Below are 25,915 nucleotides of genomic sequence, written 5' to 3' on the forward strand. Positions count from 1 at the left end.
TAAAATAGATAGTTATGACTCCTGCTATTAATGTTGCCAAAAAAGCCAAAATAAATTTTCAGATACATGAATACGAGCATGACCCGGATGCAGAATCTTATGGTGAAGAAGCTGCTGCAAAAATGGGCATTGCCGCGGAAAGAGTTTTTAAAACCTTAGTTGTTGCCCGGGATGAGAAAGAGCTGTTTGTGGCAGTTGTTCCTGTTTCATCCAGACTTGACTTAAAGGCTTTTGCAAAGGCTTTAGGCCTTAAAAAGGTTGCTATGGCTGATAAAAATATTGTCCATAGAGTTACCGGGTATGTTCTCGGAGGGTGCAGCCCACTCGGGCAGAAGAAAAGATTGAAAACCGTGATTGATAAGTCCGCACAGGACTATGATTCTATTTTTGTAAGTGCCGGACGCAGAGGGCTGGATATTGAGCTTAACCCTGATGATCTTGCAGGATTAACCGGAGCACAGTTCAAAAAGATTACTGTTACAAAATAGGTGGGCTGGCCATCTTGCCTAAGTTGCATCGCAGAGCTGCGGACCATATTTTGTGACTTGAACAATGCGGCTTCTATTTTATGGTAATCTCAGCTTCTTACCTGTTTCTGTACTGATTTTTATATCTATATCTTTAGCACTTATAGACAAAATTTTTTCGGAGATTTTAACTTTTTTACCAGTCAAACGCTTAATTGGAATTGTCGTGCTCCATTTCTTTTTCCAGTTTGAAATTGTATACTTGGAAACAGAAAGCCCATGTTTGTGCATGGCAAAAAGGTAAACTGAATTGTTTCCGTCAGTCTTCGCGTAAAAAAAGTTACTGTCCGCTTTACGCTCAGTTATTTTCTTCCCTGTTGCTACATTGATAAAAGCAACCTGCGCTATTGAAGATTTAATCTTTTTCCAGCCGACTAAACCTGTCTTACGGTCAAAGAAAACTGAAGGCAGCGAATGCTCCAGATAAATAGGCTGCTTGTGGTTTCCATCAATTAGTAAAAGCAGGTAGCAACGGTTTGCTTTACCTGCTTTTTTTTGAGTGTATCCGTAAACAAGAGCTCCTTTTTTATAGGCCCAGACTCGATTTACCTGCATTCTGCCGTTGGCGGCCGTAAGTTGGGAACTCAGGATTTTTTTACCGGTTTTGATGTCTACTATGCTTATGAAATAAGAATCCTGCAGGTAGCTTTTCAGGCTGTCAGGATTATTAAATTTTTTTATTGTCACGCTTGTCTGCGTAGAGCTATCCGAAAACTCGGTAACTGCGACAGCATTTTTCTTCCAGATTTCATTAACAGTGGAACCGGATGAATTTTCAGGAAGCGTACACCCGCACAGCAGTACCAGTGCGAGGCATATATTTATCAGCTTTTTCATTTAATCAACTCTGCTGAAAGCTTCGGAGATTTCTTTATCAGGATGTATTTCCCCTGAATAAGCGTCAACAAATACATTCTTAAGCTTATTGTTCTCCTTGAACCTGAAACGCCATGTCGGCAGGTACGTTTTTACTTCACTATCATTCTGGAGCCCATAATAACAAAGTTCCGCTTCTTCCAAGGTAGGGCTGCCAGCATTTTTTGCTTTAACGTCTGTTTCTGATTTTAAACCTGTCAGAGCATAATCAAGAGCAGCTGATGCCGCTAAAATCTTCTCATTCTCCGGTGTAATGTCAGAAGTTTCGGCAATGGATACATATTCATGCCAGTTTCCCTTTAATTTGATGACCTCGTTACCGCTTATTGTTGCCGCAAGCATATCGCCTACCACCGGTATTCCATTTATGTAATGCGTGTATTTAAAAGTTCTGGCAATATCCACTATCTCATCAGACCTTAATGCGTAATTGTCCTGCCATGTAAAATCCTGCATTTTCAGGCTGCCACTCTGCGGCCCGTATGCATCATCAGGCAAAGGACCGAATGAACCTGTTAATGCTGCTTCTGCTTTTGCCAGAGCCGTGAATTCGTCTTGATTTTTGTTGGCAATTTTTTCACCGCTGTTAAGTATGACCATTCCGCATTTGAGTTTTGTCTGCTGATAGTTGTCAGGATAAGTGGAGAATTTCTTCTGTTTTAATATTACTGATTTTATATTTTTATAATCAAAAGAATCTAGATTCACTTTACTTGCAACAGAAGTTCCATCTGCTGTTTCTATGATTATATCATCTTTAGATTTATCTATGAATGAAGCTAGATTGTACCAGTAATATCTGTACCGGCTGGTGCTGGAGTCCTGAGTAAGAACTTTCAAGGTGTCGTCGATATTTTCAACATGCGCGACCATTGCACATGGTTCGTCTGAAGATCCTGAAGTCATGGCATTAAAAAATGCGTTAAGATATGTTTCCGGAGATTCAGATGATCCTAAACGGGAGAAGAAAGAATCAATTTCTACTGACAGGTCGGCTGATACCGGCTCATAAAATCCAAGCAGACCGTGAACTGGATGTATTGTTCCTTTTAAAACACCCATCCAGTTTTCAAGTCCGGTATCATCCTGATCAAGAGTACTGCATGCATTTATAAAGACCCACTCAATATCACTGTTCATATCCTGATCGGTATTTATTTCTGATGGCCGTATGATTATATCCTCTCCCCAGGGTGAATCGTTATCGACCAGTCTTCCATCGTGATCGCCGTGACTGGTAAAATGCAGAAAATCAGCTTCTCCGTTGGCATCAGTATTGTCTCCTGCTTCTTTGATGAAGTTTCGCATAATAATATGGTCTGGATTAGCTTCATTCCCAGCTGAATTACTGAATTCCTGATACCCTGCATTTACCCAGTTCAGCTCAGACATATTATTTTTTACTCTGGTTGCATCAGAAAAGAAGATACTAATGCCGCACGAAGCGAATTCCCCTTTGTCCAGCATAATTGATTTTGAGGCGACAACGCCTTCTCCGGCTGCGCTGATTGTTGTGGTCAGTGTATCTTCATCTCTGAATTTTATGGTGTCAAAAGAGCTTCCCATGGAATCCTTATCAGAAAGCCTTATGGGACGAGGATTTCTGTAAAGCCCTGGAGTACTGCTTTCAACCATATAAAAAGCAATCTGCGATGTTGAGTTTGAGCCTTTTACTCTTGCAAAATAATAATTTGTTTTGCCGGGTTTCCCCCTGAATTCAAAATTAACTCCATCATTTGAGGCTAAAACATACTTTGGTGATGCCGGGCGCAGAGGAGCTTCTTTGTAATCGGTCAATTCCAGCTGATAGTCGTTTAAGTAGTAGTTAAGATTAGTATCTTCATTAAGTAGAAGGTTTACTATGGCTATAGGGAATTTATCCGCTGCCATGGCCACTGCGGTACATGTTTTGATGGAGAAAAACACGACTGCAATAATAAGCAGAGTTAATTTTGTTGAAGGCGGCAATACTTTTGGGGAGTTTTTTTTAGAAAATTTGATTTGATCCATTTTTGACACTTTCTTATGTGGTTACTGGGACAATGACTTATAATTTTAGCTCTGTTTTAAGAGTCGCCGTGTATTCTATCTGCGCTGAATATAAAATTAAAAATTCAGTCAAATATCAACAGTGAAAAAAATCAGCACGTTAACATTAAAAAAGCTGCTTTGTTTTTTATTGAATTAGTTTGACAATACCTTATCTGCCATGTTCCAACCAGTATAATTTTAATTTTAAATGTCCCCATATATTCTGTTTACGGACAAAAGATAACTTATCTCATAATGATCATGTCTGATTTTGTAACTGAATCCTCAAAGGGTATTTCATAATGGCAGCCAGCTCTTCACCATGTTATTCCTGCGTTGTTGACAACTCTCCAGTATTTACATGGCAATGCCATATCTTTATCAGCACCTTGCTGCATAACTGCAATGTTGCTGCTGACAATATTTATATTCATACAATAGACCCTTCTCCGACTTTATTAAAATATCTTGATTCAGCAGGAGTAAACATTGTTTCTGCCCAACGTTTCGGAGACGGAAAATATTGTAACAAGCTGGCACAATTTGAAACCGGAGCCTTGAAAGAGGCCGAGCATGTTTTTCTATGTGACTGTGATCTTGCATTTGCTCAAAATATTGATGAACTGAGCCGTAGCAACGTCGTTTCCGGTAAAATCGTTGATTTCCCTAATCCTGATGTAGAAATTCTGGAGCATATTTTTGATAAATATGAGTGCTGTCATCCTGAGCTGGTCGACACCTATACAGGAAAATCATTTAAAACAAATTGCAATGGGGGATTATATAGTATTCCCCGAAAGTATTTTGAACCTTTGGGAGAAATTTGGCGTGAATTTTCGCTGGCCCTGCTGAATGACCGGGAGGTATTGGAATTACTTGGGGCCAAACGTATTCATATTGATCAGATTACCTTTGCAATGTCTATAGCAAAACTTGATATTCCATTTTCAAGCCTTGATGATAGCTATAATTTTCCTGTTCATGTTCCTAAAATAAAAGATAAAATCTCTGAAATACTTGGTGGTGACAGGCCAAAGGTACTGCATTACCATAAAAAGATTGATCATTGTGGCAACCTGCTGCCATTTAATGTCGCCACTGTAGACGCCAGTATCAATGCGGTGAATTCAACCCTGATGAAGGAATTCAATAATAAAATTTTTTGGGATTATAGATATGCAGAGCATCCCTCACTCGGCTCAGGTGTAGGTTCACGAGGTGATTTAAAAGTAATAAAGAGGCGAATTTTAAAAGCTCTGGGTATTGAAAAATCCGCTTCGGTTCTTGATGTCGGCTGTGGTGACGGAGAGATCGTTAAGGGGTTGGAGATTTCTGCTTACAGCGGCATTGATATGTCCTTAGAATCTTTGGAGCTGATTAAAAAAAGAATCCCTGCTGCAAAAGTATTCAATTTTTTTGAAAAGGAGAAAGCCGACAGGGCTGAGGTTGTGGTCTGCCTTGATGTTCTGCTGCATCAGGATAATCTGAAAGACTATAACGAGCTTATACGTTTTATTGCAGATAAAGCTGAAAAGCGTCTTATTGTCTCCGGCTACGGAGCTAAAGAAAGTCTCGATAAATCAGCCATGTGCAGATTTTATGAAGAGCTGCGAACCTCACTGGAAAAGACAGGAAAATTTGCCCGCATCTTTAAGATAGCTGAATACAGGAATCTTGATGTTCTTGTTGCTGAAAAAAAAGATTCACTAACTCATGAGGCTCTAAATCCCAATGATATAAAAGATGAAGTTGTTGCCGGTTTGCTTCCATCGCATGAGATGAGTGATCTTTTCCTTACATGTCTTGCTGTTTCAAGAAATTGTTTCGGCTGGCATACCAAACAGTATTCCCGTGCTTTTGAGTATCCATGGGTGATGGCACAATTCGATACTGATTTGCAGGGGGTCTCTGTAGCTGAATTCGGTGCCGGTATTTCAGCCCTGCCTGTTTTGTTATCCATGCGTGGTGCTGATGTTTATACTTATGATCACGGCAAAGAAGTTTTTCTTGAAGAAGTAGCAGCAAAAAATGAATGGGGCTTCTTTGATTATTCCGTACTTGATTCGGGTATAGTTTCAAAAAATAAAACCCTGTGCAGTGGCGATATCCCGGATGAGAGTCTGGACTTCTGGTATTCTGTCAGTGTTATTGAACATGTTCCAGCTGTAGTAAGACATGATATTTTACAGATAATGCGGGCCTCTTTGAAAACAGGAGGCCGACTTATTTTAACAATCGATTTGTATAAAGACAGCGAAGATCTTTGGAATTATTGTAACGGTAAAGTCATTGAAACTATAGATGAGCACGGCACTGTGGATTCTTTTCTGCAGGAGCTAAGAGCTCATGGGTTTGAGCAGATTAGCTCACATATTCAGAGAATGCCTGCCTCAGAGAGAATTGATGTTTTATATATTTCGGCATGCAAAGGGAATGTTCCCGATGAGGTAGCAGATGTATCCTGCGAAAATTGTGCTGATGAGCCTGAGTCAGTTGAAAATTTAGCGGTAAGCAGTGCTGGAGATGCAGGAGCAGCGTCTCAGATTTCAGCAGGTGCCTCGCTGGATACTGCTGATGGTCCTATTCATTCAGAACAAAATTTTGAAGATAAAGTGCATAAATTGCATTGTGTCAATGAAACTGAGCATGGAAAAAATATTATTGAAATAGTGAGAAGATTTTTCTCCTCGCCTAACGATTTAAGATCGAGACTGCTCGCAAAATGGGAACAAAGAGTTATTGAAAGGTCACATCATTTCGATAAGGTCTGGTATTTACACACAAATGAAGATGTCAAAGCTGCCGGTGTTGATCCAATTGTTCATTATGTAAATTATGGATGGCGTGAAGGACGCGATCCTTCAGGTATTTTTAGTACAAACGAATATCTTGCAAAGTATCCTGAACTTTCTTCAAAAAATATCTGCCCGTTAGTGCATTTCATCCGTACCGGGGGATATTTTAATACGGATGTAGATATAGATGCGATAATACCGGCACAGGTTCTTAATTTGGTTAGCCCGGTTAATTTCAAGAGTGCTTACGAATTAGGGAACAAGAAAACCAAAGGTGTTCCTTATGCCATATCTTATCGTTCCAGAGGTATTGAGTATACTTCTCTGGATATGAACGCTCTTGACGGAGCAGTGCCTGTTGATCTTGCCAGACCTGTAGATTTGCCACCAAAAGATATTGTTATGAATATCGGTACAATTGAACATGTCGTAGATCAGGAAGAAGCTTTTAGAAATGTGCATGTGCTTGCAAAGTCAAGGATGGTTCACTGGGTTCCTCTTACGGATAATCATCCTGATCATGGTGCATGGGGCTACAGTTTTGAATTCTTTAAGGAGCTTGCAAGGCTTAACGCTTATTCTATTGAAAAAATGTATATCGAGAATTCATTCAAACATTGGAATCTTGTGTGTTGCTCTCTTAAGAAAACTGTTGATACCGGCAGAATTTTTGAGTGGTCTGGTGTCCTGCAAGAAATGCTGACATATAATGAAAACGGCACTAGAGAAGTTGATTACAGATAATATTTGCAATTGCTTGATCTTAAATTATTAAAAAATATTTCATCCTTTTTTTTAAGTTTTTTATCTCGCCTATTCCTTCCTTTTTACCTTTCAAACAGACGTTATATATTTTATAGTGTGGTGAGGACGCCAATAATTTAGTAAAGTAGTATTTAAATGTCTATACGTAGCAGAATCTATTATTTAAGTTCTTTCCGGTATGTCTTTAGTTAACGTCTATACTTACAACAACTATTGTAATTGATTTAAAAGAAAGTTGTATCTGAAGATATTAGTTTTTATTTATACTTACAAAATATGGAAAGGATATTTATTTTTTTGTATAATTTACTGAAAATTATTATATCATAATATTATACAATAATTTTTGAGTAAATTGTAGCACTTTTGGGAGTTAACTTGGCGGATAAGTTAAGAGTTCTTGTTATTGGCGGGAGTGAGTCCAATAGAAGACGCGTTCCTTCTGTTGGGATGGAAGAAAATACTCAGTGGGCTAAGATTTTAGATACACGCAATGAAGTACGCGGATACTGGCCCGCATTTTTAATGCATTATCTGGATGCCAGAGCTTCCGGCTGTGAACTGCCGGGCATAGATTCTCTAAGCGGTTTTGGTAAAGGGCACTATCTGTATGATCGCAGGTCTGCTTATGAGTGGGAATCAGCAATACTTTGGAATGTGGCCATGCCTGCAACAAATGCCATGTTTGGTCTGGATTTTCTGATTCACCATAAGGAAAGGTTCAGAGCTTTTTCTCCGGACATAATAGTTTTTTGTCTTGGTTCAGTGGACTGTATGGAAATTGATATCGAGAGAACAGCGGAAGATATTCAGGAACCGGGGTCTGTCAGCGGACTGGATGATGATATGAAAATGACATATCCTTATTGCAGTATTGCTGAAGAATTCAGGGTTATTATGGAGAATATCTCAAAAACTGTTTCATGGATAAGCAATGGAGGCCGGGTCTGCCAATTGGATATTATCGGTGGTGCTCTTAAAAGCACAAACTATGATCAGCGGGTCAGAGCATTCAGTCGTGTCGTTCAGGATAACTGTCTTAAATTCGGTTTTGAATTTATAAGGCTCCCATATCTGGAAAATGCTTCGGGAGATGAAGTCTTTAATTGGTTGCATAAAGTCGATAACCATCCCAACGACAAGATGAATGAAGCCATAGCTGCCAGCATTCTTCCGTTTGTTCCTGACAGTCATAATTTTAGTGGTCCGCAAAATGAAATTCCGGTTCCAGTTATTAGGGTTTCAAGTTTGGGGAATAGAAAATGAAACTTAGAATCCCCGTAATTTTAGAAAATTCGAAAGTTAAGTGTGATGTTCGAGGATTTAGCCTTAAGGCTGGTGATTTTGTTAAGACCGGAGATTTTATAGCAGAATTGCGGTATGAAGTGATCGAGGATTCATATTCTGACTGTCCTCTTGTATATTATGGAGATTTAATTGCCGCGGCTTCCGGCTCAGTCATAACCGTTGAAACAAATTCAACTGGCGGGGCAGGCATGGTTCTTGGTGAAATTGGAGACGGTGAAGGCGATTTCCCAGTAACATTTGAAACGCTTTAAGGTTGTAACTTTGGATCGGATAAAACTTATTTTTGTGGATCTGGATAATACTTTCTGGAATGGAATTTTGCTTGAGGATAACTTTTCAGAAATCAGCCTTAATATTCCACTGGTAGAAAAGCTGATACATCTTGATAAATCGGGAGTCCTTTTGGCTGTCGTGAGCAGGAATCATGCTGACGAGGTTGAAGATGCTCTTAAATCCTTTGGATTGTCATCTCTTTTTGTCTCCTGTGAAATTTCTTTTAAGCCCAAATCTGAAGCTATTCATAATTTATTAAGATTTTTCCGTTTTGCTCCGTCAGCGTGTTTGTTTGTGGATGATTCTGCTTTTGAGAGAGCAGAGGTCCGGCATGCTTTCCCTGATATGAGAACCGTTTCCCCTGAAGATTTTATCAATCTTGATGATGAAAATATGTGGGCTTACGCAAGCTCCTATGATGCCGCTTTGACCCGGAAAAAATCTTATGTGGAAGAACGTCAGCGTAAAAATGACGAAGATTCATACTGCGGTACATTCAGGCAGTTCTTAAAACAAAGTGAGCTTACCCTTAAGCTTTCTCCCGCCTCGGCTGATTCTGTCGGCAGAATCAGCGAACTGGCCAAACGAACAAACCAGATAAATTTTTCCGCTAATAGATATTCAATTGAAGAAGTGGAGCAGCTTCTAAAATCTGAACGCTTTATGTGCTATGTTGCCGAAGTTTCAGACCGCTACGGGGATTATGGCCTTGTTGGTTTTGCCTGTATCCGGCTGGAAAAGGAGTCTGCAGTGGTACAGGATTTAATGCTTTCCTGCCGGGTTCAGAGTAAAGGTATCGAATCGGCAATAATTGTGATGCTCGCAGAAAAAGTTAAATCTTCCGGTTTGAAAAAAATGGTTGGATTGTTTCGCCCTACACGCCGTAACGGTCAGATTGCAGGAGCCTATCAGAAATTAGGATTTTCCCCCGCAGGAACCTGCGGAGAGTATCAGAAATTTGAAATAGAGCTTGATGGCTGTGAATTTAATTCTCCAGCCCACATCAGCATGGTCTATTGTGATGCCTCCTCTGACGGAGGAGAATCAGGAATCCCGTTTGTCCGCAATATTGTTCAGGATGCTGTGAATCGGAAATTTATTTGTGGTGATATACTTGATGTAGGTGCCGGTTGGGATGGAGTTTTAGGCGAAGACTGTGATGAATTTTTAGAAATTGAAGGTAATAAACATATCCGTCTTGATATGGAGAAAAGAGCCCGCACCGACATTGTGGCGGATGCCACGAACATGGCTGTTGTCGGCGATGAAACTGTTGATTCGGTACTGTGTCTTGAGGTTCTGGAACATTGTGCCAACCCGTTTACCCTAAGCTCTGAAATTTTGAGGGTTCTGCGTCCCGGTGGATGTGCAGTTGTTTCAGCCCCTATGAATTATGTTATTCATGATACTCCGGGTGACTATTGGCGTTTTACTCCGGATGGCCTCAAAATGTTGTTTTCTGATAAAATAACTGTTGTTTCTGAATTTGTAGAAGGAGATAGCGATTTTCCTGTAAGGACTATTCTGATCTTTAGAAAAAAATAATAATATGTTTTATAATATAGTTTATTTTAGATTTTAAAAATAAGTTTTTTTGTTTTATTTTGCTATTGCTTTTATTCTTTGCTTTTATTGTAAAATAAATAGATTTATATTCAATTGTGTAGCAAATTTTATTGTTATTGATTATCAATTATACCGTATAGTAATTAAATTTTTGCAATAAATTACTTCAAATCTGTTTAATACTTTTATCCATAACATTCTTTATATCAAATATTGTATCTCTGTAACAATAATTATCTTGTCTTAATTATTGTTAATGGTTATATAGCTTCTATGAAAAAATATATAACTACATTAATAACTCTGGCAGTATTGTTTTTGTCTGTACCTTCCTATGCAGGATGGGTACTGTACGATGATTTCAGCTCTGGTATTGATGAAACGAAGTGGGCTTTATATCCTGAGGGTAATGCAACTATATCTTACTCTTTGGGTGGTGCTTCTTTAATCAGTAGGAATCAGGAAAGTTATCCTCACATAGAGGCTCTTGCAATTCCTGCCACTGCCCGCGGATTAAGATTTGATCTAACTTATATGTATCAGGAGGATTTTGAAGCCATTGCTTATTGCAATATCGGAAAATCGCAGGACGATTGGCATGACTTTATGGTTGGTGCCGGATCTGACAGTGGCTATTCAGGTATTTTTAGTGTCAAAGAAGATTATGGCGGAGAAACTTTTAAAACACATTTAAAGGCTAATTTTAACTTTGCTGAAGGATCTAAGCAGATTGAATTTTTGTTCAACGATAAAGCTGTGCAAGCCGATTATACTGTAGATGGTGTGAAAAATACTACACTTTTTGTTTATCCTGTAAGTGTGTATAGGGCAGATCCAAAGTTTACTATAGGGCTAAGAGTGAGAGCTGATCATACTGCATCAGCTACCATAGATAACGTTTATTATTATGTTCCCGATAATGGAAAGAGTTATATGCCTGCTCTGAATCTGCTTTTGCTGAATTAATAAGTCCGCAAAGTATAAAGAGTGCCAGAATTTTTCCAATAAAAATGTAGTTATTGGTTTAAATAATTGAAGATACTGATCATGGCGACACTATAAAATGGTGTCGCCATTTTTGTAGGCCGCATCAATCACAGGGTAGTGTTTTTTTATGAAACTTTTAATGAAAACTATATGTTGAAGCATGTGACGTCTGGCTCCTTCTTTATCTTTCTGAATTATGGCGCCAAGTATTTTAAAATGATGTTTTTCAATTATTTCGAGGTTGAAAGGAGTTTCGTACAGCAGTGAATGGAGAGCATTTATTTCTTCAAACATCTGCTCATAAAATTTCTTAATCAGATCAATATATACCAGATTATGAGTTGCGTAGGCTATGTTAATGTGGAAATTCATATCAGCATCCCTTGCTGAACTCATATCCTGCCTGTTTGCCGGTATTTTTGATAAAGACTCTTTAAGTCTTTTTATATCCTCAAAGGTTGCTCGCTCTACAGCCATCACAACTCCTTGTCCCTCAAGCCCTGCACGAACTTCCAGAAGATCGTTTAATGAGTTCAGATGTGGGTAAGTTACACAGGAAAAATGGCAGTTACTTTTTTGCGTGGAATTGTCTTTGATGAAAATTCCTTGGCCTTCACGTACTTCAAGATAATTGGAACTAATTAGTTTTTTTATGGCATCTTCCACTGAAGATACCGAAACAAGCAGAATCTCGGAAAGTCTCCTGACTGATAAAAGTTTATCCCCGGGTTTCAAGTCTTCGCGGTATATACTTTCCTGAATGCGGCTGAAAACAAGCTCCTGCTCAGTAACTGACTTGCGGCTGATTATAAAAGCCTGCTGCGCTTCATCTATAAGTTTAGAGCGCAGGGCATCACAGATCAGATCTTCCGTATTTTCATATTCCCCGGAATCCAGCTGTTTTTTTATTTCGTTTTCCAGTTCAGGAGTTACGGAAATCTGCATTTTGGCTATCCTCATCGTTATTAGTTTTTTTCAGAAATATATTAAAAAAAATATTTCGGAAAAGTCTATAATAATAAGTATGCGGGCAGGAACTTAATTTCCTCGAAAGCAAGGGATGCCAACGATCTTAGATGATAATCACTCCGTTTTGCCCGGTAATTAAGAAGCCGTAGGTGAGACAATCATTCCCATTTTCTTTTATGCTCTCATGTGCGCCATAATTAAATCTGGGCTGCATGGATTTAATACCCCGAAAGTTCTGCTCATCTTCAGCCGGTTTGGTGCTGAATTTATTACCCATTGTTTTACTGCGGGATAATTCTCTGCGCGAATCATTAAGTCTGTAGCATTCTTCTAACTCTCCATAATGTTTATTTATAGTGCGTTCCAAAAACTTCTTCCACATTAGGATGAAAGCAGTATGCTCTATACGCATAATGTATTTCATACTTTTGTAGTATTAATTAAAAAGTATTGAATGATAGTTGTTACTGTTAAGCCATTGGTGTCACGAATGTTCAAAGAGACGTGACAGGATTGGCACTAAATTAAACTCTGCTTATAGACTCACTCAGGTGTTGAAAGTGAATGTTGTAATGATTTTGAATGATATAAAACTAACCATCCTTATTTAAATTAAATTTGAAAATAGTTTTATATTATTTGCCTGTGTTGATGCTGAGTGATGCTAATTTAAAAATTTCGTAAAAACTTTGATATTTAAAGATGTGCTATTATTCTTTGAATATTAATAGTTGTTGGGGGGTACATTGAAACAATTTAACGTGTTGATAATTTTTATTCTTCTTTTACTGCTGAGCTTTCCTAATGCGATAAAAGCTCAGACATTAAATGATAATGTCAAGAAAGAAGACAGTGTTAAGAAAAAGAGTAAGAAGAATAAAAAACCTAAAGTTGAAAAGTGTATTGGTCTTGTTAACATGTCCAACGGTATTGTCCTTCCTAAAGGAAAGGTTATAGCCAACGTTAAGTATAAATATATCCATAAAGGATCATTATACGACGGCAGTACTGAAAAAAATGGAAATTACGGCGGTAAATACGATCGCGTCAATCAGCTTGTTCAGTTCACAGCCAGAGCCGGTCTGTTTAAAAATTTTGATGCCAGAATTCTCGTTCCGGTATGGAAAAAACAGATTAAAAGGAAACCCGGCAACCTTGCTCAGCCATACGATAAAGACACCAACAGCGGTCTTGGCGATATAACCATCATGGGACGTTATGCATTGCTGACTCAGCGTGATGGAGACTGGCTGAACCTTGCCATAGGTGCCGGTATCAAGACTCCTACCGGTGATTCAGATCGTGAGAACGAGGCTCCTTTCTCCAATATGTATAAATATCTGGGACCAAGGGCGCAGCTGGGTACCGGATCATGGGACCCGAAGTTTGAAATTGGTGCCACAAAGTTCTTCGGCCGTTCCAGAGTTGATGCACACATGATGTATACTCTGGGTGGTGACGGCGCTCATAATTCCAGACCCGGTAACCAGTTCAAATATGATATTGGATACGGGTATGCACTTAACCACTATTTTGACCTTGAACTGGAGCTTAACGGAATAGAGCAGGATAGCGATGTCCATGATGGAACCGTTGACCGTTCAACCGGTGGGCATACGATTTTCATTACACCCGGTATTCATTTCAAATATGAAAAGATCAACTTTTCAGTCGGTGTACCGGTTGTAATTTACCGTGACCTCAATGGCTACTCCAGAACTCCAGAAAGAAACAGCCGCTACGGACTTGGTGAAGATTTTCAGGTTGTCTCAAAACTGGGCTTCTGTTTTTAATTTAATCTGCTGCTATATGATTATGGACGGACATTCTCACCTTCGTCCACTTCTCCACTTGTTAAATGGCGGGTCGTTCAACCAGCACGGCTCGCCATTTAACTTTATGGGAACATTTTATTTTATAGCTAAAAATATAACCCGGTCACGAAACAGTTGAAAACCGTGACGGGATTTTCAACTGGGATTTCCGGGGATAGATTTAATAAAGCCAACCATGAAAGACCGCTCTAATCTGCGGCTGTAGTGGTATTAGAGAGAAAAAAATGCTTGATAAAAAAAGAATTACAAATGCTTTTTATGTTGCGCTTACTGTTCTGATGATACTTTCTCAGGCTGCAATAGGTTCAGCTGGAACAGTTATAGATATGACCGGGCGCACGGTTGATATTCCTGATTCCGTAAGCCGCGTTTATGCTGTTTCTCCACCGGAAACCATGATGGTTTACGCCATCGATCCCAAGCTGCTGATAGGACTCAATTTTCCTTTTAAAGGTTGTGATAAATACGTTGATGCCGCAACATTGAAACTTCCTATTGTCGGCGGTTATTTCGGACAGGGTAAGATTCCTAATTATGAGAAGCTTGTTTCTTTGAAGCCGGATCTGGTCATAGGAAGAAAATCCAATCCGATGAGTGCTAAGTTTGAAGCTATGCTGGCTAAATTCAATATTCCGGTATTTAATATCAGCATTGATGATATTGATGAATATGCTGAGGGATTTGAAACCCTTGGTATGGTCTTCGATCGTATGGACCGGGCTGAGAAACTCGCTGAATACACCAGAAAAACTCTTGAAGAAACAAAGACTGTTGTGGACAGCATTCCGGCTGATAATGTTGTTAAAGTTTATTACGCCGAAGGCAATGACGGTTTGAGAACAGACAGCAGCACATCTATTCACGCCAAGCTTATCCCGCTTGCCGGTGGTGATAATGTTTTCAAAGGGGATATCATGACCCGTTTCGGTAAGGAGAAAGTAACTCTAGAAACCGTCATATCCTATCATCCTGATGTTATTCTGGTGGAACGCCCCCAGTTCTTTAAAAAAATATACTCACTTTCAGCGTGGAAAAATATCCCGGCAGTTAAAAATCACAGAGTATTTCTGATTCCAAGAAAGCCGTTCAACTGGTTCGACCGTCCACCTTCCTTTATGCGTATTCTGGGCTTGAAGTGGGTCAGCAGCAAACTTTATCCTGATCTTTTCAAACTGGATATGACCAAAGAGTGTCAGAATTTCTTCCATCTGTTTCTGCAAAAAGACATTAGCGCAGCTGAAGCTGAAAAATTGATGAGCGGTATGAAATGATAAATCGCAGTCACCGGGAAAAGCAGGAAAGAAGGTTCCTGTGCAGCCTTAAAAGCCGATCTTTTTTTCTCCTTTTTCTGGGTGGACTGCTTGTGCTTTGCATAATGGTTTCCATGACACTGGGAAAATACCCGGTTTCGATGGAAGAAGTTTGGACCATAACTAAACATTTGTTTTTTCCGGGAAACGGAAAACTTGGCGAAAGCCTGCTTACAGCGCAGACGGTGCTGCTTGATATTCGTGCTCCGAGGCTTGCTGCCGCGGTCCTGATCGGGGCGGCACTTTCGGTTTCGGGTGCTTCTTTTCAAGCCATGTTTGTGAACCCTCTCGTTGCTCCGGGGATATTAGGCGTTCTCCCCGGAGCATCATTCGGGGCCGCACTGGGACTGCTTATCGGTGATTCATGGTTTGAAGTTCAACTGTTCAGTTTTACCGGAGGTCTGGTTGCCGTTCTCATCGCCATGTTTCTGGCAGGCATGTACAAAGGTGACAAGCTCATGGTGCTTATACTCGGTGGTATAATCAGCGGCTCTTTATTCACATCCCTTCTTTCCGTTGTGAAGTATACCGCCGATCCTACCGATGAACTGCCGGCCATTGTCTACTGGCTTATGGGCGGGCTTTCGATGGTGAACGGTAAAACGGTTCTTTTTACGGCCGTTCCTATTGTGGCTGGAATTATAGGTATCCTTGGTATGTCAAGGCTCCTTAATGTGCTCAGCATGGGAGATGAAGAAGCAAGAGCTTTAGGTGTGAATGTAAAAGCTGTCAGGGCCGGACTTATTTTTCTTACAACAGTGGTCAGTGCCCTCACTGTAGCCATTGGCGGTCTTATCGGTTGGGTCGGGCTTGTGATTCCCCATGTGGGCAGAATGATTGTCGGCCCTGATAATTCCATTCTTTTACCAACTGTTGCCCTTGTCGGCGGTATGTACCTGCTTGTCGCTGATGATATTTCAAGACTGCTCTTAGATGTAGAAATTCCACTCGGGATCATAACCTCTCTTGTTGGGATACCGTTTTTTTCAATAATTATGAAAAATGCCAGACAGGGATGGAAATAATGTCTTTGCTTAGCATCCGGAATATTCATTTTGCCTATCCGGGCTGTCCCCCGGTGCTGGATGGTGTTTCATTCAACATCGAAAAGGGCGAGCTTGTTTCCCTGCTCGGTCCAAACGGGTGCGGCAAAACAACTCTGCTGAAAACAATTTTAGGCATAATGCATCCCGATTCAGGAAAAATATTTCTAGAAGGTGCTGATATCAGTACGATGGGAAGTAAGCATCTGGCCCGCCGGGTAGCCTATGTGCCTCAGGTTCATAATGCCTCGTTCGCATATCCGGTTATGGACGTTGTTATGATGGGCAGGATGCCGCATAACAGTTTTTTCGGTGTTTTTTCCAGAAAGGATGAGCTGGCTGCAATGGAGGCGATGGAGAAAATAGGTATCCTTCATCTTAAGGATAAGTCCTATACGCGCATAAGCGGTGGAGAAAGGCAGTTGACGCTCATTGCAAGGGCTTTGGCTCAAGGCGCCGGAATATTTATTCTGGATGAGCCGCTTAATGGCCTTGATTATGGGAACCAACTAAAACTTCTGGAACAACTTCACGGACTTTGTCAGGAAGGTTATACGTTCATAAAGTCCACACATTTCCCGGAACATGCGTTCTGGGTTTCGGACCATGTGGTTATGCTTAAAGATGGTATTGTCATAGAGGACGGCTCACCGGACGGTGTAATTACGCAGGAAAGTCTTTATAAAATCTACGGGGTTGAAGTTCGTGTTCTTCCGTATTCTGAAAATTTCAGAATATGTATCCCCGGAGAAATATATTCCAGACTCTGCCCTTTGTCCGGCAGTGCAGCCAAAGCCGGTAATACACAGCAATAATTCTGATAACCGGATTGAATAAGTTTTTTAAGCAACAGAAAAGGATGGGAAATTATGGCTATTCCAGAAAAAGATAGAGATTTTTACAGGTACACAAAAGATCACCGCTTTGCCCCCATGTATCCATTACTGGCGAGAGAGTTGGTTGAAAAGTATGATTTGAAAGATGGAAGATGCCTCGATATCGGCACCGGAAGCGGAGCTTTGGCCATTGAACTGGCCAAGCTGACCACATTATCCATTACAGCCATAGATGCTGAAGCTGATGCTGTTGAAATGGCAAAGGAAAATTGCCTGCAAAATGGTCTTTCCGAAAATTCAATCAAATTTATCACAGCTCCGGTTGAAAATATTCCACTTGATGATTCAAGTTTTGACATCATTATAAGCAGAGGCTCAGTCCCGTTCTGGAGTGATTATGTCGCAGCATTCAAGGAAATCAAAAGACTGCTTGCGCCCGGAGGAGTCGCTTTAATTGGATGCGGATTCAGTCATTTTCAGACCATGGAGGAAGTTGAAGCCATGCGTCCCAAGCTGAGTCCGGAGAAAAAGAAAAGACGGTTCAGGTGGAAGCAGAGTGATTTCCTTTCCGAAAATCTGCGAAAGGCTGAAGTAATTCCTTATGATATTATTGATGATAGTTACGGATCATGGGTCGAAATTCGTAATTCACTGGAGAAATAAAGATGTCTGGCAATGTATCTGTGGTTTCGTGCAGCGTTTGTGAAAATTCCTGCCTGATTTCCGAAGGAGAATCCGGTATCTGCGGTCGTTATATAAATCAGGGCGGGGTAATTTCTGAGCGTTATCCGAACAGATATCTTCTGGCATGTCCCATAAGAATTGAAACCATGCCTATGCTGCATTTTCATCCGGGAGCAAGGTTCCTTCAAGTAAGTACCGTTGGTTGTAATTTTAACTGCCCCGGATGTATTTCAGCAGTTATTGTCCGTGAAATGAATCCGCAAAGCAGGGCTATTCATGAGTTCTCACCGGATGAAATAATCGAAAAAGCCCGTCAGAACGGATGCAGAGGAATCACATTCGTTATGAATGATCCTCTTGCTGCTTTTGATACCTTTATGGCTGTGGCCCATGCCGCCAAGGAAGCCGGACTTTATGTCGGCTGTTCTTCCAATGGGTATTTTTCGCTTCAGTCGCTTCAAAGAATTCTTCCGGTTCTTGATTTTATAAATCTTGGAATAAAAGGACTCTCAGATGAAAGCTACCACGCCTGTGGAGGATATAAAGGCGCCGCTCCAGTTTTAAGAAATATCAGGATGCTTCATAAAGGTGGTGTCCATATTGAAATAGCATGTATTCATACCACTAAGAATACGGAAGAACTTCTGGAACTTTGCAGAACCATAAAAGATATTTCTACGGATATTCCTGTGCAGATTATGCGTTTTATCCCTCTGGAGGGAGCTGACCCCCGGTTGGAACCACTTATAAGGGAGACGGAATCACTCTGCGGTAAAATGCGTAAGATACTTGATTATGTATACGTTTTTAATTCTCCCGGGACACATTATCTGAATACCCTCTGCCCTGACTGCGGTAAAATTGTTCTGCATCGCGATTTTTACGGACCAATGGGAGCACGGTTAAAGAAAGCCTCTCTTGCTCAGGTTGAACCTCTTTCGTGTCCCAATTGTCACAGCCCTATAGGTATATGCGGTATGGGTCATGTTTCTGATTTCAGAGAAAAAGATTTTCAGGGCGGGTATCCGTTTACAAGAGCCCTTGAGATTGTAGAGTCCGTGCTGATTGCAATAGGAGTTGAAAGCAAAGCCGAGGTAGTCAGAGTATGGGAGGATCTGCTCTGCAATAACCGCCTGCATGACCTGCATCATAATATTCAGCGTGTTGATAAATATCTTGAAATGATAAAATCGTTCGGTGATCTGATCGGGTGGAGAGAAAAAGCGGAACAGCTGGCCGGATACCTTGAAGCGAAAGCTGAAGAAATCAAATCAGCCTGTAGTAAATGTCATGGCAGCCCGAGAGTTTATTACGCAATGGGCAAACCGGCTTTTTGTATTAAAGGTGAAAGATTTGAAAATCATCTGGTCGAACTGTGCGGCGGGACCAGTGTAAACAAGGAGATAGAAGTCCGGGGGCGTCCGGGTATGAGTATTGAGCTTGATGTCCTTGAAAAGCTTAACCCTGAAATTATCTTCATTTCTTCATTTATTTCCAATTCGCCTGAAGATTTTTATCACGAATGTGTTGAAAAAGGGTTGAAAGTTGATGCTGTCAAAAACTCCAGAATTTATACATCACCTGTCCCCAGCAGTGATTTCGGAAGTCCCAAATGGATTCTGGGGATGATGAATATTGCCAATGAAATGTATAAGGGAGAAATTTATTTTAATATAAATGAAGAGGCTCAGGAATTTTATAAACTCTTTTACGGAGCTTCGTTTGATATGAAAGATGTAAACAGATCTTTCGGCAAACCGAATATGTCCTGGAAGTGGAGTCCTAAACCCGGAAAGATTACTACTGCACCGATCTGATCCTGATGTATAACTGTTCTCTGTTGTTTCTATAAATTTAGTTTCGGATTCATTGATTTGCTAATGACACGGTTTGTTCTGGAAAATCGTCATGTATTCTACCCCTCTTTATACATGACGAGATTAAGGAGTTCGGAAGGCTTACTTCCGGACTCCTTTTTTTATATGCAGTGCTCACTCTCAGTTTATTTCGTAATTATTAAATTCCAGAAGGTTGCAGCAGCTTTTGCATTTTTTTCAGTCTTGCTTGTTTAGTTTTAAAATACGGAGTAATATTAAAACTGGTCTATTTTCCGGCAATATCAGGGAGGGATGGATGCCTGAATATGAAAGGATTCAAACGCAGTTAAAGAGCGTTGCGCAAATCGTTTCCTGTGAGCTGGAAAGGGTTGAGGATTATCTTTATTTTCTGGAAGCCCTTACGGTCGGCTTGTTTTCTTCGGAGCCTGCGGCCGCTGAGGTTGAGCTCTGGCTTGAGAAGGATGGCTTTGAAGTTAATTCCGATGGATTTTATCTGAGTGTTCCCAAGCTTGAGGCTTTTAGAAAGAACCTGCTGAGCGGTAACGAAGTCAGTTATTCATGGTCTCCTGATAAAAAAAATGATTCTGTTGCTGCTGCCCATCTGTTTGGACTGCGTAATCTGGGTGAAATACTGCAAACCATGCATGAAAGGCTCCCCAGCTCAGTCTGGATGTACTCTCAGGATCTTACAAATGTTGCTTTGCAGTTTCCATATATAGATCAGATTACAGCAATTACACCTGATTTTGACTGGTCTTCATACCACACCTATATCTCTGTATGTCCTGAAAACAACCCTGAAAGAGAAGTGCGCTGGTCCTCCCCGCATATTGATTATGCCGGACAGGGGCTTATCATAGCCGCGTCCATACCATTATATATTGATGATGAGTTTAAAGGACTTTGGAGTATCGACCTGCAGGTTGAAAAACTTATCAGGCATGAAGTTCTTGTTGCCGACCGTAAAAGCCAGCTGACTTTTATTATAGACCGCCACGGTGCGCTCATAGCCAGCAGCAGTGGATTTTCAATAAAGGAAATGGCCAAAGGGCAGGTTGCTATAGTCGAGCTGCAAGATGTCCATGAGTGTTTTGCAGATATTGATCCGAGCCACTTTTTTGAGGATCTTTCCGGTAACGAAAATCTGGCTTCAACGGAAAATTCATTTCAGGTGCAATGGGAAAGAATTCCTTTTATGGATTGGGTTTGTATTACCGCAATTTCCGTAGAAGAATTGATCTCAACTGCGCGCGGACGTTTTCAAAAAGCTTTTACTCATCTTGGTAAGGGCGACTCCGGCGCATTATTGAAAGCGGATTCATTTTCCGGGGAAATGCTGGAACTGGCTAAGTCATACAATGAGATGGTTATGAGTCTCGGTATAGCCCGCAAAAAGTTACTTGCAAATAATCTTGAACTTACAAAGCAGAAGATTCGTGCAGAAATGGCTGACAGAGTGAAATCCGATTTTCTTTCAAATATGAGCCATGAATTGCGGACACCTCTCAATGGAATAATCGGGATGCACAATCTCCTCTATTCTACCTCTCTTGATGCTGAACAAAAAAATTATGTTGATCTCGCTGCTGAGTCAGCAAAAAGGCTGACAGTTTTAGTGAGTGATCTTCTTGAAATGGCAAATGTTGAATCCAGTTCTGCAAAGCCTGATGAAAGTGTTTTCAGCCTGACGGAGGTCTTTGATTCACTGCGTCAGCTTTTCGGACTCCCATGCAGTGATGATGAGCTTGCCTGCCTGATTGAAATGGATAGCGAGGTTCCTGATCTTATTGTCGGCGACTGCGTAAGATTATCTCAGGTTTTGCATAACCTTTTGAGTAACGCAGTAAAATTTACCAAAAGCGGAGAAGTTGTTTTGAGGGCTGACCTTCTGCCACAAACGAACAGTAATTTACATAATATACTTTTCACTGTTTCAGATACCGGCATAGGCATTGATAATGTCCTGCTCGACAGTCTTTTTGATATTTTTACACAGGCGGATGAAGGTTTCGAAAGAGCTTATCAGGGAGCAGGACTAGGTCTTGCCGTGGTCAAGGAGCTTGTCTCAATGATGGGTGGGAATATTTCTGTCGACAGTTCACCGGGAGTAGGGTCGTCTTTTTACGTCAGGCTGCCTTTTGGTAAAGCTGAAAATTAATTTCAGTCTTTTTTCAGAAAATATTTATTTTAGTAAATTGAGAGTAGAACTATAAATTATTACATATTGATATGTGATAATTTTTTTTATGCATTGTGAAGTCTTATGTCTTATTTATCTGTAATTAATAACTAATATTTTTATATCTAATCCTCTTTTTTATATTCAAAATCATTATATCTGTGCTATGCCGTTAAAGGGTTAACCTTTAACAGGAGTTGTGGAGCTATGGATTTAACTGGAATACCTTTTATTACAAATAGGGTTTTGACCGGAACAGGTCGTGCGGAGACATTTGTTGAGACCAACGCTGCCTGCCAGAATTTGAGCTTTTGTAAAACCGGACCCAATAAAACGGTTGATGTTCTGGGAAGTGAGGAGTTGTTTAAGGCTTTAAGGGATTCTGATCAGAGTAAAGAGTTTTTGTTGTATCCTCACGGATTTAATAATCAGCCCTGGGACGATATTTTCCCCAATGCGAAAAAGATGCAGGCGCAATTGGAGTCTGCCGGTCTCGGTCATGTTACTGTTGTTCCTATCGTCTGGCCGTGTGATAATGATTACGGGATAATAAAAGATTACTGGGATGATCAGGAATCCGCTGAATTCAGTGGCAGATTTTTTGCCAGAGCCATTGGAAAACTGATGAAGTGGCAGACGGAAAACTATCAGCTGCCGTGCATGAAAAGAATACATATCATGGCCCATTCAATGGGAGGACGGGTGCTGCTGAAAGCCATGAACCACTTTGCTTCTTTATTCGGCCGGGGCGGTGTTCCGTATCTTTTTAAAAACTGCTTTCTTATGGCGGCTGATATTCCTAATGAATGCCTCGGCAAGGGGGAAGAAGGAGAATATATATGTCAGGCTTCTCAAAGGGTTATCTGCTATTATGCCAATGATGATATGGCTATGCCAGCCAGCAAGATATCAAATGTAAAAAATATGGTTTTCAGCCGCAGGATGGGCCATACCGGACCTGAAGACTGGTCAGCACTCCCGGAAAATAAAGTTTTTGCTGTAAATTGTGACTCTTTTAACGGTAAGCTTGATTTTAAGGGTCATACTTATTTTATGGATAATGAAGAAATGCGCAGTCCGGCATTTGAGCATATGACGGAAATGATCAAAGGAAAAAGGTTTCCACCGGGCCAACGTGAAATAGAGCTTTGAGGGGTCTCTCTGATTGAGTAGCGTGGCACGGAGAAGGGCAGTCTTCGTGCCATGCTGTTTTTAGCGTCGGTCAAAAATGCATATTTAGATTTGATTTCAATATGTTCCATAATGTTCATTCAGATGACTTTATCTTGCTTTAAAAACACGGCATAAAAATATAATTTATGCCTGCTTTAAGGCATGCTCAATTCTTTACCTTGCTCAGAATGTTCAGAATTAAGATTTAAAGATTTTGAAATCAGGATACCATTATGCAGATTAAAAAGACTATATGCCCTTATGATTGCCCAACTTCCTGCTCACTTCAAGTTACAACCGACGGAACTAAAATTATTAAAGTCAGAGGTGATACTGATGACCCTGTTACCGGCGGTCTTATCTGCCGTAAAATGCAGCATTATGAAAAATCTGTAAATTCCTCTGAACGTATCCTGACACCTTTGAAACGAACCGGCGCAAAGGGAAGTGGCGAGTTTAAACCGATATCATGGGCAGAAGCTGTTACTGAAATTACGGAGAACTGGAAAACAGCCATAGCGGATTATGGTCCGCAAGCAATTCTGCCTGTTTATTATTCGGGAGTAATGGGACTTATCCAGCGTAATTGCGGAGAGGCTCTTTTTAATAGAATGGGAGCCTGTACCCTTGTAAAAACTCTCTGTAGCTCTGCCAAGGATGCAGGATATAAAGCCGTTGCCGGTAGCACTGGATGTCTTGATCCGCGTGAACTTTCAGGTAGTGATTATTACATAATCTGGGGCAGCAATATGAAAGCCACCAGATTGCAGAGTATGCCTCATATTGTAAAGGCCAGAAAAAATGGCAAAAAAATTGTTTTAATCGAGGCTTACGCCAATGAAATGGCTTCCTACTGTGATCAGGTTATTCTGATTACTCCCGGAACAGATGGAGCGCTTGCCCTTGCAATGATGCATGTTCTTGAGAAGGAAGGTCTGGCTGATTCAGAATTTTTAAAGACTCAAGCCGAAGGGTATTCTGAGTTTCGTGAAACTCTTGAGAACTATACCCCGGAGTGGGCAGAAAAAATTACCGGTGTTCCAGCTGAAGTAATTGTTAAACTGGCTCGTGAATTCGGTGCTGTCAAAGCTCCGGCCATAATTCTTGGAAGCGGTAACTCCCGTTATGGAAACGGTGGTATGACCGTGAGACTGATTACCATACTTTCGGCCTTTACCGGTGCCTGGAATAAAAAAGGCGGCGGTTATTGCGGAAGCAATCCAAACAGCAAGTCATATGTAGATAAAAATAGAATCACACGCCCTGATCTGCGCAGCAACAGCGCGCGTTTTGTTAATATAAATAAAATTTCCTCAGCTCTTAACGGTGAAGCTGGCGAAAGTCCCATAAAATGCCTTCATGTTTATGCCTGTAATCCCGTGGCATCGGTTGCGGACCAGCAGGGTATTGTCAAGGGAATGAGCCGGGCGGATCTTTTTACCGTGGTGCATGAAAGGTTTATGACCGATACTGCGCGTTACGCAGATATAATTCTTCCCGCAACTTTCTCAGTGGAACAGTCGGACTGCCATACCGCTTACGGCTATTGTTCGTTCGGTGTTTCCAGAAAAGTAGTTCCGGCTCCCGGTGAATGCAAAAGTAACTGGGATATTTTCTGTATGCTGGCAGAAGGCATGGGATTTGATGACGATCACTTCAAACGCAGTGAAGACGATTTGCTTGATGAGCTGCTGGCAAATCCTATGTCAGGCCTTCAGGAAATCTCTGAATCCGATAAAAAAGTTTTTGCAGAGGGTGGAACTGTTTCTATTGCTTACTCCGATCATACAGACTGGCAGACTCCGTCAGGAAAGCTTCAGATAATTAATAACTCTCTGGAAGATAAACTTCCTGTTTATCGTGAGTGCTATGGTGGTGACTATCCCTTAAAACTAATTTCCGTTCCAAGCTCTGAAACTTTGAATTCAATCTTTCTTGAACGTGATGAGTTGATGGAGCGCAGAGGTGAAATGACCTTGCAGATGCACCCCGCGGATGCTGAAGCCCGAGGGATTTCAGACGGTGATTCGATTGTAGCCTGTAATGAACAGGGAAAGGTTGTTTTTACTGCTGCGCTTACACCTCTTATTGCCAGAGGAGCGGTTGCGGCTGTCGGTGTTTTTAAAACTATGCAGTCTGCAAACGGAAACCTTGTAAACACACTCCATCATGAACGGCTTTCAGATATCGGAGAAGCAACTACAATGAATGATAATACTGTGGAAATAAGAAAAGCCTGATAATTTTGACTGATTAAATAAAAAAGGTCCGGTTTTGCCCAAGGCGTTCAGCATAGGTGTGGACCATGCTGAACTGGAGAACTTAAAAAGGAAACCCCCGAAAGTCGGGGGTTTCCTTTTGCGACCTGCCTCGGTGTAAGCCAATAAAGGTAGGTGGGAGTCCTGTTATATGCCAGCAAACAATTGCCTTTTGGCATATTCAGCTACGGCCTTTTCGAGCATTTCCTGCCAATCGTTGAACTGAGTACGTTCTCGAACTAACTCCTGCAACATTTGGTTGTCCTCAAGAGATTCTTTTTCTGTATCAATATCAATCGGATCAAACATTTCTTGGACATCAGAAAACGAAGTGTATTGCCTCATGAAATCTTGGGGAAAAAGCTCGGCAAAATTAACTTCTTGTGAGCCTTCCATCTGCTTGGCATTGTTTTCCAGCCGTTTGAATTTCTTACTTAACTCGTCAAATCCTTTCATTGTTCTTCTCCATTTGTATTTTGTATCAACGCCCGCATAGTATACTATTTGAAATCCAATATTCAACTCAATTTATTAATCTGATAAAATCAACACTCTAGGGTTGGCAAAATATCTTGCTGGCAAAAGAGTATCCCCCAACCCATACGGGCCGGGGGATATTTTGTGATTTGCGAACCAAAAGTCCACACCTTTACTGAACGGCT

At 40.8% G+C, this 25,915-nt stretch carries 20 protein-coding genes; 15 read left to right on the forward strand and 5 right to left on the reverse strand.

What is annotated here, in order from left to right; all coding sequences use genetic code 11:
• The first annotated feature begins 14 nt into the window (after positions 1 to 14).
• On the forward strand, positions 15 to 488 hold the full coding sequence (ybaK, locus tag G496_RS0102235; protein ID WP_027177834.1) for a Cys-tRNA(Pro) deacylase: 474 nt from the start codon (positions 15 to 17) through the stop codon (positions 486 to 488).
• Between the two features lie 78 nt (positions 489 to 566).
• On the opposite strand, the gene G496_RS0102240 is transcribed toward ybaK, so the two are convergent.
• Both G496_RS0102240 and G496_RS0102245 read right to left on the reverse strand, forming a co-directional pair.
• Positions 567 to 1,364 (reverse strand): hypothetical protein, encoded by a 798-nt coding sequence (locus G496_RS0102240; RefSeq protein ID WP_027177835.1) that lies wholly within the window; start codon positions 1,362 to 1,364, stop codon positions 567 to 569.
• Positions 1,365 to 3,413 carry a DUF6345 domain-containing protein gene (locus tag G496_RS0102245; RefSeq protein ID WP_027177836.1) on the reverse strand — a complete coding sequence of 683 codons (2,049 nt, stop codon included), beginning with the start codon at positions 3,411 to 3,413 and terminating at the stop codon, positions 1,365 to 1,367.
• A gap of 323 nt (positions 3,414 to 3,736) precedes the next feature.
• Here G496_RS0102245 and G496_RS20340 point away from each other — a divergent pair, with 323 nt between their 5' ends.
• The 5 genes from G496_RS20340 to G496_RS0102270 all read left to right on the forward strand — a co-directional run bounded on the left by G496_RS20340 (position 3,737) and on the right by G496_RS0102270 (position 11,107).
• Positions 3,737 to 6,973: a methyltransferase domain-containing protein gene (locus G496_RS20340; RefSeq protein ID WP_051294777.1), complete on the forward strand. Its 3,237-nt coding sequence runs from the start codon at positions 3,737 to 3,739 to the stop codon at positions 6,971 to 6,973.
• A gap of 399 nt (positions 6,974 to 7,372) precedes the next feature.
• On the forward strand, positions 7,373 to 8,260 hold the full coding sequence (locus tag G496_RS0102255) for a hypothetical protein (protein WP_027177837.1): 888 nt from the start codon (positions 7,373 to 7,375) through the stop codon (positions 8,258 to 8,260).
• A complete protein-coding gene (locus G496_RS0102260) occupies positions 8,257 to 8,553 on the forward strand; it encodes a hypothetical protein (protein ID WP_027177838.1) in 297 nt (98 codons plus the stop codon). Before G496_RS0102255 ends, G496_RS0102260 begins: the two co-directional genes overlap by 4 nt.
• A 10-nt stretch (positions 8,554 to 8,563) precedes the next feature.
• Entirely contained in the window at positions 8,564 to 10,120 is a 1,557-nt protein-coding gene (locus G496_RS0102265; RefSeq protein WP_169725722.1) for an HAD-IIIC family phosphatase, read from the forward strand.
• A 294-nt stretch (positions 10,121 to 10,414) separates the two neighbouring features.
• Positions 10,415 to 11,107 carry a hypothetical protein gene (locus tag G496_RS0102270; RefSeq protein WP_027177840.1) on the forward strand — a complete coding sequence of 231 codons (693 nt, stop codon included), beginning with the start codon at positions 10,415 to 10,417 and terminating at the stop codon, positions 11,105 to 11,107.
• A 90-nt stretch (positions 11,108 to 11,197) separates the two neighbouring features.
• Here the strand turns inward: G496_RS0102270 and G496_RS0102275 are convergent, their stop codons facing one another.
• Together G496_RS0102275 and G496_RS0102280 are read right to left on the reverse strand one after the other, a co-directional pair.
• The gene (locus G496_RS0102275) at positions 11,198 to 12,073 is read right to left on the reverse strand and encodes an FCD domain-containing protein (RefSeq protein ID WP_027177841.1); all 876 of its coding nucleotides are present in this window, start codon (positions 12,071 to 12,073) and stop codon (positions 11,198 to 11,200) included.
• A 127-nt stretch (positions 12,074 to 12,200) separates the two neighbouring features.
• Positions 12,201 to 12,464, reverse strand: coding sequence for a hypothetical protein (locus tag G496_RS0102280; RefSeq protein WP_027177842.1), 264 nt, complete (start codon positions 12,462 to 12,464; stop codon positions 12,201 to 12,203).
• Positions 12,465 to 12,843: 379 nt separating this feature from the next.
• Between G496_RS0102280 and G496_RS0102285 the strand changes: the two genes are divergently transcribed.
• The 9 genes from G496_RS0102285 (at position 12,844) to G496_RS0102330 (ending at position 25,235) form a co-directional block, all read left to right on the forward strand.
• Positions 12,844 to 13,890 (forward strand): transporter, encoded by a 1,047-nt coding sequence (locus tag G496_RS0102285; protein ID WP_027177843.1) that lies wholly within the window; start codon positions 12,844 to 12,846, stop codon positions 13,888 to 13,890.
• Positions 13,891 to 14,156: 266 nt separating this feature from the next.
• Positions 14,157 to 15,203, forward strand: a complete 1,047-nt coding sequence (locus G496_RS0102290) for an ABC transporter substrate-binding protein (protein WP_051294778.1) — start codon at positions 14,157 to 14,159, stop codon at positions 15,201 to 15,203.
• Positions 15,200 to 16,267, forward strand: a complete 1,068-nt coding sequence (locus tag G496_RS0102295) for a FecCD family ABC transporter permease (protein ID WP_084407466.1) — start codon at positions 15,200 to 15,202, stop codon at positions 16,265 to 16,267. Before G496_RS0102290 ends, G496_RS0102295 begins: the two co-directional genes overlap by 4 nt.
• Complete coding sequence (locus tag G496_RS18590; protein ID WP_051294779.1) at positions 16,267 to 17,100, forward strand: ABC transporter ATP-binding protein; 834 nt, start codon at positions 16,267 to 16,269, stop codon at positions 17,098 to 17,100. Before G496_RS0102295 ends, G496_RS18590 begins: the two co-directional genes overlap by 1 nt.
• A 54-nt stretch (positions 17,101 to 17,154) precedes the next feature.
• A complete protein-coding gene (locus G496_RS0102305) occupies positions 17,155 to 17,784 on the forward strand; it encodes a class I SAM-dependent methyltransferase (RefSeq protein ID WP_027177846.1) in 630 nt (209 codons plus the stop codon).
• A gap of 2 nt (positions 17,785 to 17,786) precedes the next feature.
• Positions 17,787 to 19,622: a radical SAM protein gene (locus tag G496_RS0102310; RefSeq protein ID WP_034632133.1), complete on the forward strand. Its 1,836-nt coding sequence runs from the start codon at positions 17,787 to 17,789 to the stop codon at positions 19,620 to 19,622.
• Positions 19,623 to 19,938: 316 nt separating this feature from the next.
• Positions 19,939 to 21,801: an ATP-binding protein gene (locus tag G496_RS20345; RefSeq protein WP_027177848.1), complete on the forward strand. Its 1,863-nt coding sequence runs from the start codon at positions 19,939 to 19,941 to the stop codon at positions 21,799 to 21,801.
• A 228-nt stretch (positions 21,802 to 22,029) separates the two neighbouring features.
• The gene (locus tag G496_RS0102325) at positions 22,030 to 22,974 is read left to right on the forward strand and encodes an alpha/beta hydrolase (protein WP_051294780.1); all 945 of its coding nucleotides are present in this window, start codon (positions 22,030 to 22,032) and stop codon (positions 22,972 to 22,974) included.
• Positions 22,975 to 23,228: 254 nt separating this feature from the next.
• Positions 23,229 to 25,235: a molybdopterin-containing oxidoreductase family protein gene (locus G496_RS0102330; protein WP_027177850.1), complete on the forward strand. Its 2,007-nt coding sequence runs from the start codon at positions 23,229 to 23,231 to the stop codon at positions 25,233 to 25,235.
• 165 nt (positions 25,236 to 25,400) lie between these two features.
• On the opposite strand, the gene G496_RS0102335 is transcribed toward G496_RS0102330, so the two are convergent.
• On the reverse strand, positions 25,401 to 25,709 hold the full coding sequence (locus tag G496_RS0102335) for a hypothetical protein (protein ID WP_027177851.1): 309 nt from the start codon (positions 25,707 to 25,709) through the stop codon (positions 25,401 to 25,403).
• Positions 25,710 to 25,915: the final 206 nt, after the last annotated feature.

Origin of the sequence: Maridesulfovibrio bastinii DSM 16055 (assembly GCF_000429985.1) — a bacterium.
Lineage (GTDB): Bacteria > Desulfobacterota > Desulfovibrionia > Desulfovibrionales > Desulfovibrionaceae > Maridesulfovibrio > Maridesulfovibrio bastinii.